This window comes from Pantoea sp. CTOTU46764, assembly GCF_031974595.1.
Taxonomy (GTDB): Bacteria; Pseudomonadota; Gammaproteobacteria; order Enterobacterales; family Enterobacteriaceae; genus Pantoea; species Pantoea trifolii.
Genome location: NZ_DALYOQ010000024.1, coordinates 44,094 through 53,738, shown reverse-complemented (window position 1 = coordinate 53,738; position 9,645 = coordinate 44,094). Strand labels below are relative to the sequence as shown.

Genomic DNA, 9,645 nt, shown 5'->3' with positions numbered 1-9,645 from the left:
TCTGCCACGTCGTGCTGGTGCTGCCGTTTGTGCTGCGCAGCGTGTATGTGTCGCTGAAAAACCTCGAACAGCGTATTGAATTAGCTGCTGCAAGCCTCGGTGCTTCGCCGCTGCGCGTGGTGTGGACCATTACCGTGCCGCTGATTTTGCCGGGCTTGTTTGGTGGTTGGTTATTTGCTGCCATCCTGTCCTTCAACGAATTTACCGCTTCGCTGTTTATTACCACGCAAGCCACGCAAACCTTGCCGGTGGCGATGTACAACTATGTGCGTGAGTTTGCCGACCCAACGCTGGCTGCACTGTCGGTTATTTATATTGCGGTGACGGCAACGATGTTAATTATCGCGAATAAGTGTTTAGGTTTAGGGAAAATATTAAACGTCGAAGCAGGGCATTGATGTATTAACACTGAATGCTGTGCTTATTTAATGGCGCAGCATTTATTAACCTGAATATCAGTCATACGGCACCTGATTACTCTTTTCCATGAAAAGAGCGGGGGCGATCATCTTTAGGGATCTCACATGTCAGTAGAAAAAATTAATACCGTGGTGGTCGGAGCGGGTCAGGCAGGTATTGCGATGAGTGAACATCTGTCATTAATGGGCGTGCCACATGTGGTTTTCGAGCGTAGCCGTATTGCTGAACGTTGGCGTTCAGAACGTTGGGATTCATTGGTTGCCAATGGCCCAGCCTGGCACGATCGTTTTCCTTCAATGAAATTCGATAATATTTCCCAGGAAGCCTTTCCTCCGAAAGAGCGCATGGCGCAATATTTCGAAGACTACGTAAAAATGCTCAATGCGCCGGTGCGTACTGGCGTGGAAGTGTATTCGGTTGAGCGCCTGCCGGAACGTAGCGGTTTTAAAGTACTGACCTCGGTCGGTGAATTTGAAGCTGACAATGTGGTGGCGGCAACCGGTCCTTTCCAGAAACCCGCTTTCCCGCAGATCGTGCCGGAAGCCGCTGCACTGCATCAAATTCACTCATCGGCCTATAAAAATCCGCAGCAGCTGCCGCAGGGCGGCGTGCTGGTGGTGGGGGCAGGCGCTTCAGGCTCACAAATTGCGGAGGAATTACGTAAATCTGGCCGTGAAGTGACACTTTCCATCGGTGAACATTACCGTCCGCCACGTTCGTATCGCGACCGCGATTATTGCTGGTGGCTGGGCGCGCTGGGCTTGTGGGATGAAGTCAAAATCAAGCCAAAGAAACAGCACGTTGCTTTTGCCGTAAGTGGTTATGAAGGGGGAAAAACGGTCGATTTTCGCCGACTGGCACATATGGGAATTACGCTGGTTGGTATCACCAAAACCTGGAATAACGGCGTGCTAAGCTTTGCCGATGGTTTAGTGGAGAATATTGCTGAGGGCGACAAAGCCTATTTTGACGTGCTGCGTGATGCCGATGCTTATATTGAACGCAATGGCATGGATTTACCGCCCGAACCGCAAGCATGGGAATTACTGCCGGATCCAGAATGTTTAATTAATCCATTATCAGAATTGGATCTGCAGGCTGCAGGTATCACCAGCATTATCTGGGCCACCGGTTTTAAATTTGATTTCAGCTGGCTGAAAGTGGATGCCTTCGACGCTAATGGTATACCGTTCCACAAGCGCGGTATTTCAGCGGAGCGTGGTATTTACTTCCTTGGCTTACCTAATTTGGTAAATCGGGCATCATCGTTTATTTACGGCGTATGGCACGATGCCAAATATATTGCCGACCATGTGGTATTACAAAACGCCTACACTGATTATAAAAAGTCGTAAAAATATCTGCTTCTGCACGGTGCGCATAAATGCGCACCTTACAATATGTGCAGCACGGTCGTAGGGTCGCCATTCATGGCGACCTCTTCCAAATATTATTGGAAAATCCTCAATGGTCATTACCTGCATCGAAGAGTTACGCCATTTAGCCCGTAAACGCGTACCAAAAATGTTTTATGACTATGTCGATGCTGGTTCATGGACGGAAAGCAGCTATCGCGCCAATGAAGCCGATTTTCAGCGCATCGAATTTCGCCAGCGCGTAGCAGTGGATATTTCACAGCGCAGCACTGCCAGCAGCATGGTTGGGCAATCCGTGGCGATGCCAATGGCGATTGCGCCCACCGGCTTAACCGGCATGATTCATCCCAACGGCGAAATCCTTGCTGCCCGCGCGGCGAAAAACTTCGGCATCCCGTTTACGCTTTCCACCATGAGCATTTGCTCATTGGAAGCGGTGGCGCAGGCCACAGACCATCATCCATTCTGGTTTCAGCTTTATGTGATGCGCGATCGGCAATTCGTCGCCAACCTGATTGAACGTGCCAAAGCCGCCAACTGCAGCGCTTTGGTGGTAACGATGGATTTGCAGGTGTTTGGTCAGCGGCATAAAGACATCAAAAATGGCTTATCGACGCCGCCCAAATTGACGCTGCGTAATCTGCTCAATATCGCCGGTAAACCACGCTGGTGCAGAGGGATGCTTGCTACAACGCATCGTAACTTTGGCAACATCATCGGACACGCCAGCGGCGTAGACAGCATTGATGCAATGATGGCGTGGACACAGCAGCAGTTTGATCCCTGCCTTTCCTGGCGCGATGTTGAGTGGATTAAGCAGCGCTGGGGCGGCAAGTTGATTGTCAAAGGCATTATGGATGTTGAGGATGCGCGTCTGGCGGTGGAAGCGGGCGCCGATGCGATCATTGTCTCGAATCACGGAGGCCGCCAGCTGGATGGCGTCTCTTCGTCGATCTCACTGCTGCCGGAGATTGTGGCAGCGGTGAACAAAGAGGTTGAAGTGCATTTCGATGGCGGTATTCGTTCCGGGCAGGATGTACTGAAAGCCATCGCGCTTGGCGCTCAGGGAACCTATATCGGCCGCAGTATGCTTTATGGTTTGGGCGCGCTAGGCGAACAGGGTGTAACGACCGCGTTGAATATCATCCGTAATGAGTTTGATCTTTCTATGGCGTTTTGTGGCAAAACGAATGTGGAGTCGATTGGCGCAGATATTCTTCGTTTATGAGTCGGTCGCCATAAATAGCGACCCTACAAAAACGCGCCAATCCTTTGTAGGGTCGCCATTTATGGTGACCGAAAGACGCTTAACTGAAGAGTATTACGCCCATAATGGCGGCCTACAAAAGATAATAAAAAAAGCCGGACATTGTCCGGCTTGATTCACTTCTGGCGTGGATTACAGCGCCATATCCTGTTTGCCTGATTCCGCACGCGGCTTAGCCTGCGTCGGGGCAACCGCTTCATCACCCATGTTGATAACCGGCGGCTTGGTCAACAGCAGCGTTGCTGCAGTGTTATCCCAAACTTGCTGGGTCAGCGCAGTGTTGCCGTTCAGCTTCTGGCCAAAGCTTGGCACGATAGCGCGGATCTTCTGCTGCCACTCTGGCGAAGCGAACTGCTCTGGGAACAGCTTCTTCATCACGTCGAGTGTGATTGGCGCAGCAGTAGAAGCACCCGGAGATGCGCCCAGCAGGGCAGCCAGGGTTTTCTGCTGATCGGTCACGATTTCGGTACCCAGTTTCAGCAAACCACCTTTTTCCGCATCTTTCTTGATGATCTGTACGCGTTGACCCGCCTGAATCAGTTTCCAGTCCTCTTTACGTGCGTTCGGATAGTACTCTTTCAGCGCAGCAAAGCGGTCGTCGTCATTCAGCATCACCTGACCAATCAGGTATTTCACCAGATCGAAGTTGTCGATGCCCACATGCGTCATCGGCATGATGTTGCTGGTGGTGGTCGCGCTCAGCAGGTCAAACAGCGAACCATTTTTCAGGTACTTGGTAGAGAAGGTGGCGAACGGCCCAAACAGCACCACTTTCTTACCGTCAAGGGTACGTGAATCGATGTGTGGAACCGACATCGGTGGCGCACCCACAGAAGCCTGACCGTACACTTTTTCCAGGTGACGGTTAGCGATTTCTGGGTTCTCGGTCATCAGGAAGGAACCGCCGACCGGGAAGCCGCCGTAGTTGTCTGCTTCCGGAATGCCGGTTTTCTGCAGCAGCTTAATCGCGCCGCCACCAGCACCGATAAACACGTATTTCGCATCAACCGAACGCTTATCGCCGCTCTTCACATCTTTGATGGTGACGTGCCAGGAATTGTCGCCGTTACGCTTGAAATCAGTGACTTCAGATGAAGTTTCCAGCTTGAAGTTCTGATCTTTTTTCAGGCTGCCGATCAACTGACGGGTAATTTCACCGTAGTTAACATCGGTGCCGACTGGCGTCCAGGTTGCCGCGACTTTCTGGTTCGGGTCGCGACCTTCCATCACCAGCGGTGCCCATTGCTGGATCTGCTGATGATCGGTGGAGAACTTCATGCCCTGGAACAGGGTGGTTTTCTGCAGCGCATCGTAACGCTTGGTCAGGTACTCGACGTTTTTATCGCCCCAGACGAAGCTCATGTGCGGCGTCGAGTTAATGAAGGAGTGCGGATCGTGCAACACACCGCGCTGCACTTGAGCAGTCCAGAACTGACGAGAAATCATGAAGGATTCGTTGATTTCCAGCGCTTTGCTAACGTCGATTGAACCGTCTGCACGCTCAGGCGTGTAGTTCAGCTCCATGTTAGCAGAGTGACCGGTACCGGCGTTGTTCCAGCCGTTGGACGATTCCAGCGCGACGCCGTCCAGCTTCTCAACCATCAGCTGTTTCCAGCCCGGTTGCAGCTCTTGCAGCCAGGTGCCGAGCGAGGCGCTCATGATGCCGCCGCCAATCAGCAGCACGTCAGTTTTTTCCGGTGCGTCATCAGCGCGTACCGCTGAAGAGACAAGCAGCGCTGCCAGCGAGAGGGCAGACACAATCTTTTTGGTGTGAGTCATTCCAGTCCTACTTATTATGCAATGCAGGTGAACGTTAAAAATTCGGATTGCACATTAAGAGATTGTTACTAAATGATTAACTTGTTTTTAGTTAAGAAAGTATTGGTGTTAATTAATTAACTTACGAAACAGAAAATAGCGTGAAATATAAGCAGAAGAGGAAATAAATCGGGGATAAACCGCTTAAGCAGCGCGGTTATTCTTTATATCGGGAGACGCGACTTAGGTCAAATGAAACCCGCGCATCTTTCCCTGCACATTTCATAAACCATCACATCACGAAGCGTGTTCATTCCCCGCGCACAAACTGGTTTACCCTAACGTCTCTAATGACTTGTTTTACTTTTCGCGTGGGCAACGGCATGGCTAACAAAACGCTGTATGAAAAACTGATCGATCAGCATGTGGTTCGTAAGTTAGACGATGAAGGGCATGTGCTGCTCTACATCGATCGCTCGATTCTGAATGAATACACCAGCCCGCAGGCGTTTAGCGGCCTGCGCGATCATCAGCGTCCGGTGCGCAATCCGGGCACCATTCTGCTGAATGTCGATCACGTCAACCCAACGCGACCCGAGCGCGATGAGGCAATGACCGACGCGGGTGGGCAATTACAAGTTGATTACTTCCGCCAGAACGCCGCACATTTTGGCATCGAACTGTTTGACGTGCTGGATCCGCGTCAGGGCATTGAACACGTGGTGGCGCACGAGCAAGGTTTGGTGATGCCCGGCATGGTGATTGCCGCAGGCGACAGTCATACCACCACTTATGGCGCGTTTGGCGCGCTGGGTTTTGGTGTCGGCACCTCGGAAATCGAGCATCTGCTGGCGACGCAAACCCTGATTTATCGCACGCTGAAAACCATGCTGGTGACGGTAAGCGGCGAGCTGCCGTTTGGGTGTTCAGCGAAGGACATCATTATGGCGCTGATCGAACAGATTGGCGCATCGGGCGCGAACGGATTTGCCATCGAATTTGCGGGTGAAGCCATCGACGCGCTGAGCATGGAAGGGCGCATGACGCTGTGCAACATGGCGGTGGAAGCCGGTGCGCGCGGTGCGATTATCGCGCCGGATGAAAAAGTGTTTGCGTATATCGCCGGCAAACCGCAAATGCCGACCGGCGAGCTGTGGCAGCAGGCCATTGCGGAGTGGCGCGATTTGCGTAGCGATGCGGACTCGCGCTTTGACAGCCGCATCGCCATCGATTGCAGCGATCTTGAACCGAAAGTGACCTGGGGCATCAGCCCGGATCAAGCCAGCGCCATTACCGGTCGCGTGCCCGATCCGGCGCAGGAAAAAGATGCGGTAAAACAGCAGACGCTGCGCAGCGCGCTGAAATATATGGGGCTTGAGCCCGGCACGCCGTTAGCGGAAATCGCCATCACGCATGCCTTTATTGGTTCCTGCACCAACGGCCGCATTGAGGATCTGCGCGCCGCCGCCGCAATTATCGATGGGCATAAAATCGCGCCGCACGTACGCGGCATTATCGTGCCGGGATCGACGCAGGTGCGTCAGCAGGCAGAAGCGGAAGGTTTAGCCGCGATTTTCGTTGACGCCGGTTTCGAATGGCGTCAATCGGGCTGCTCGATGTGCCTGGCGATGAACGAAGATGTGTTAGCGCCCGGCGATCGCTGTGCATCTGGCACCAACCGCAACTTCCCTGGCCGCCAGGGCGCCGGTGCGCGCACGCACTTAATGAGCCCGGCGATGGTCGCCGCCGCCGCGATTGCCGGTCATCTGGTTGATGTCCGCAAATTCATGACTGCAGAGGTTTAATATGGAAGCATTTAACAACCTGACTGGCACGCTCGCGCCGTTACCGGCTGCCAATATGGATACTGATGTGATCATGCCCAAGCAGTTTCTCAAAGGCATCGATCGCCGGGATTTGGATCGCGGCGTGTTCTTCGACCTGCGCTTTTTGCCCGACGGCAGCCCGAATCCCGATTTCATTCTGAATCAGCCGGGCTGGGAAAACGCCGTTTTCTTGCTGGTCGGCGCCAATTTCGGCTGTGGCTCCAGCCGCGAACATGCAGTTTGGGGACTCAATCAGCTCGGCATCCGCGCCATTATCGGCACCAGCTTTGCCGGCATCTTTGACGATAACTGCCAGCGCAATGGCGTGCTGACGCTGACGTTAAGCGAAGAGGATTATCAGCGCCTGTGTGCAGTGGCGAATGATGCCGCTAACAACCGCATTACCGTGTCGCTGGAACAGCAGGCGATCCTCTTCAATAATCAACGCATTGCCTTTTCGGTCAGTGCCTTGAAACGCGAGATGTTATTGGGCGGCGGCAGCGCGGTGGATTGGACGTTGCAATACGAATCCGATATCACCCAGTTTGAAGCGCAGCATTTTGCCCAGCGTCCGTGGCTGAAACGCGATCAAATCGTACAGGATGCCCAAGCATGAGTGAGATAATGCCACGCGGTGATTCCCCTTTTATTAACGGCTTTAGGCTGAGTGACGTGCGTTTGGCGAATGGCGTGACGTTGCGCGTCGCCATCGGCGGCGAAGGCCCGCCATTGCTAATGCTGCACGGGCATCCACAAAATCATCTGGCGTGGCGCAAAATTGCGCCCCAACTGGCGCAAAAATATCGCGTGATCCTGCCGGATCTGCGCGGATACGGCGACAGCGACAAGCCGTCGAGTGATGAGGCGCATCGTGCTTACTCGAAACGCGTGATGGCAGACGATATCGGCCTGTTGATCGACGCGTTAGGCCTGGAGCGTGTGGCGTTTGTCGGTCACGATCGCGGCGCACGCGTGGGCCATCGGCTGGCGCTCGATCATCCGGAAAAACTCTCCTGCTGCGTGTTCGTCGATATTGCGCCGACCGCCACCATGTATGCGTTAACCAATAAAGAGTTCGCCACGCGCTATTTCTGGTGGTTCTTCCTGATTCAACCTTATCCCTTACCGGAAACCATGATCGGTCACGATCCGGCATTATTCCTGCGTAAACACATTGATGGGCAACTAAAAACGCCGGGCGCCACCGAAGCGGCAATATTCAACGATTATCTGCGCTGTTATCAAACGAAAGAGATGATTCACGCAGTGTGCGAGGATTATCGCGCCGCGGCGACAATTGATTTAGACGATGATGCGCAAGACAGCGATAAACGCATTGAAGCGCCGCTGCTGCTGTTATGGGGCGAAAAGGGCACGGTTGGCCAGTTATATAACGTGGTGGAAACCTGGCAGGATAAAGCGCGCCATATTCAAGGCCACGCATTACCTTGCGGTCATTCACCGCATGAGGAAGTGCCCGATCTGTTTTTAAGCCAGCTTCAGCCCTTCCTGGATTCTGTGTTATAACCGGCTAAATTTCTCTAACGCTGTGATGGTTATGAAGATACTGCTTGCCGGGAAAAGTTATCAGAAGCCGCTTGAGGGCTGGCCGTCGGTTGAAGATCTGTATGTATTTATCAGCGTGGCGCGCTATGAAGGTTTTGGCCGCGCCGCCATTGAGCTCGGCCAGTCGCCATCCTACATCAGCAAGCGTATTGCCATCCTTGAAAAGCAATTGGAAACCCGGCTGTTTTTCCGCACCAACCGCGTGATGCGTCTGACGCCAGAAGGTGAAAAGGCGCTGGAAGGCGCGCTGCAAGTGGTGCACGAGATGGATTCCTTCCTCAATAACTTCCAGCAGTGGCGCGGCGAACTGACTGGCGATCTTACCGTGGCCTGTTCATTTGGTTTTGGTCAGGATTATTTGTCCGATGCGATTGCCGAATTTATGACGCGCCATCCGTCACTCAATATCAAACTGATGCTCAGCGATCGCGATATTGATTTATTGCAATCAGGAACCGATGTGGATATTCGCGTTGGCAATGATGTTAATCATTCCTACATTGCGCGAAAATTAGCCGCCAATCGGCGTATTCTTTGCGCTTCAGCAGATTATTTAGCCCGATCGTGTTCGCTGGAGACGCTGGATGATTTAATCGATCACAGCTGCCTTATTATTAATGAAAATAACAACACCTTTGGCCATTGGACGTTAACCGATGGCGAAAATAAAATCGTCTGTCGTCTGAATAGCCATTACTCATCGAATAGTGGAAAAGTGATTTTGAACTGGGCTTTAAAATCACACGGCATTGCATTGCGCTCGGCCTGGGATGTCGCACCTTATTTAAGCGAAAATAAATTGGTGCACGTTTTACCGCAATGGTACCAGGAAGCGAATGTTTGGGCGGTTTACACGCAACGCGCTTCTGAATCGCCGCGCATTAAAGTGTTTATTGATTTTCTCGCTGACTATTTTGCAGAAAAAAGCCTGCCGATGATGAAGGGCAGGCTGTAAATTCCAATAAATTAAACATTAGCCATAGGCCACTTTACTGTTGATGTGGTAAAGGGTGGCGGTAGCGGCCATGACGTGCTGACCATCGTGCGCCGGCTCGTGGGATTCCACTTCGGTGATGTGATAACCCACCGCACCGGCGGCAACGGCTTTCTGCACAAAGGCGTCATTCAGCTCTTCCGTTGAGGTCGCCCAGCTTACCGAAGTAAATCCTACCGGATGAATTGATGAAAGTTCGCGATGAGTTAAATCAGCGCGAATTAAAACGGGTTTAACAGATTGCGGTGTGAAAATAGATATTACGTCATTAATTAATTGTTTCATGGCGATACTCCTCGCAAATAGTCGCTGAACCCATGGCCGCAGCTACGAATCTTTCAATTGTTGATAATGCGCTTAAACCCTAAATGTTCACGACAGGTGATCATTGCCGGTGAAGTTAATAAACACCTTTTCAGGTTAAGCGTTTTAGCTTTA

Annotated in this window: 9 protein-coding genes; 7 read left to right on the top strand and 2 right to left on the bottom strand. The window is 52.3% G+C overall.

What is annotated here, in order from left to right:
• From RTM06_RS10755 to RTM06_RS10745, 3 genes are all read left to right on the top strand, one after another.
• A partial coding sequence (locus RTM06_RS10755; RefSeq protein WP_312182058.1) for an ABC transporter permease subunit occupies positions 1–398 on the top strand: 398 nt, incomplete at its 5' end.
• 126 nt (positions 399–524) lie between these two features.
• The gene (locus tag RTM06_RS10750; protein WP_312182056.1) at positions 525–1,775 is read left to right on the top strand and encodes an NAD(P)/FAD-dependent oxidoreductase; all 1,251 of its coding nucleotides are present in this window, start codon (positions 525–527) and stop codon (positions 1,773–1,775) included.
• A gap of 112 nt (positions 1,776–1,887) precedes the next feature.
• Positions 1,888–3,024, top strand: coding sequence for an alpha-hydroxy acid oxidase (locus RTM06_RS10745; protein WP_312182054.1), 1,137 nt, complete (start codon positions 1,888–1,890; stop codon positions 3,022–3,024).
• 171 nt (positions 3,025–3,195) lie between these two features.
• On the opposite strand, the gene mqo is transcribed toward RTM06_RS10745, so the two are convergent.
• The gene (gene mqo, locus RTM06_RS10740) at positions 3,196–4,842 is read right to left on the bottom strand and encodes a malate dehydrogenase (quinone) (protein WP_312182052.1); all 1,647 of its coding nucleotides are present in this window, start codon (positions 4,840–4,842) and stop codon (positions 3,196–3,198) included.
• A 362-nt stretch (positions 4,843–5,204) separates the two neighbouring features.
• Between mqo and leuC the strand changes: the two genes are divergently transcribed.
• Genes leuC through RTM06_RS10720 form a run of 4 tightly spaced genes read left to right on the top strand, consistent with a single transcriptional unit; the run spans position 5,205 to position 9,168 of the window.
• On the top strand, positions 5,205–6,626 hold the full coding sequence (gene leuC / locus RTM06_RS10735) for a 3-isopropylmalate dehydratase large subunit (RefSeq protein ID WP_312182050.1): 1,422 nt from the start codon (positions 5,205–5,207) through the stop codon (positions 6,624–6,626).
• Position 6,627: 1 nt separating this feature from the next.
• A complete protein-coding gene (gene leuD / locus RTM06_RS10730) occupies positions 6,628–7,263 on the top strand; it encodes a 3-isopropylmalate dehydratase small subunit (RefSeq protein WP_265296711.1) in 636 nt (211 codons plus the stop codon).
• On the top strand, positions 7,260–8,174 hold the full coding sequence (locus tag RTM06_RS10725; protein ID WP_312182047.1) for an alpha/beta hydrolase: 915 nt from the start codon (positions 7,260–7,262) through the stop codon (positions 8,172–8,174). The genes leuD and RTM06_RS10725 overlap by 4 nt, the downstream gene beginning before the upstream one ends.
• 31 nt (positions 8,175–8,205) lie before the next feature.
• Positions 8,206–9,168, top strand: a complete 963-nt coding sequence (locus tag RTM06_RS10720; protein ID WP_312182045.1) for a LysR substrate-binding domain-containing protein — start codon at positions 8,206–8,208, stop codon at positions 9,166–9,168.
• A gap of 18 nt (positions 9,169–9,186) precedes the next feature.
• Here the strand turns inward: RTM06_RS10720 and RTM06_RS10715 are convergent, their stop codons facing one another.
• The gene (locus RTM06_RS10715; RefSeq protein ID WP_312182043.1) at positions 9,187–9,492 is read right to left on the bottom strand and encodes a DUF1471 domain-containing protein; all 306 of its coding nucleotides are present in this window, start codon (positions 9,490–9,492) and stop codon (positions 9,187–9,189) included.
• Positions 9,493–9,645: the final 153 nt, after the last annotated feature.

Coding starts and splice junctions, on each gene's coding strand:
- RTM06_RS10750 (WP_312182056.1), top strand. CDS start 525: ATGTCAGTAGAAAAAATTAATACCGTGGTGGTCGGAGCGGGTCAGGCA.
- RTM06_RS10745 (WP_312182054.1), top strand. CDS start 1,888: ATGGTCATTACCTGCATCGAAGAGTTACGCCATTTAGCCCGTAAACGC.
- mqo (WP_312182052.1), bottom strand. CDS start 4,842: ATGACTCACACCAAAAAGATTGTGTCTGCCCTCTCGCTGGCAGCGCTG.
- leuC (WP_312182050.1), top strand. CDS start 5,205: ATGGCTAACAAAACGCTGTATGAAAAACTGATCGATCAGCATGTGGTT.
- leuD (WP_265296711.1), top strand. CDS start 6,628: ATGGAAGCATTTAACAACCTGACTGGCACGCTCGCGCCGTTACCGGCT.
- RTM06_RS10725 (WP_312182047.1), top strand. CDS start 7,260: ATGAGTGAGATAATGCCACGCGGTGATTCCCCTTTTATTAACGGCTTT.
- RTM06_RS10720 (WP_312182045.1), top strand. CDS start 8,206: ATGAAGATACTGCTTGCCGGGAAAAGTTATCAGAAGCCGCTTGAGGGC.
- RTM06_RS10715 (WP_312182043.1), bottom strand. CDS start 9,492: ATGAAACAATTAATTAATGACGTAATATCTATTTTCACACCGCAATCT.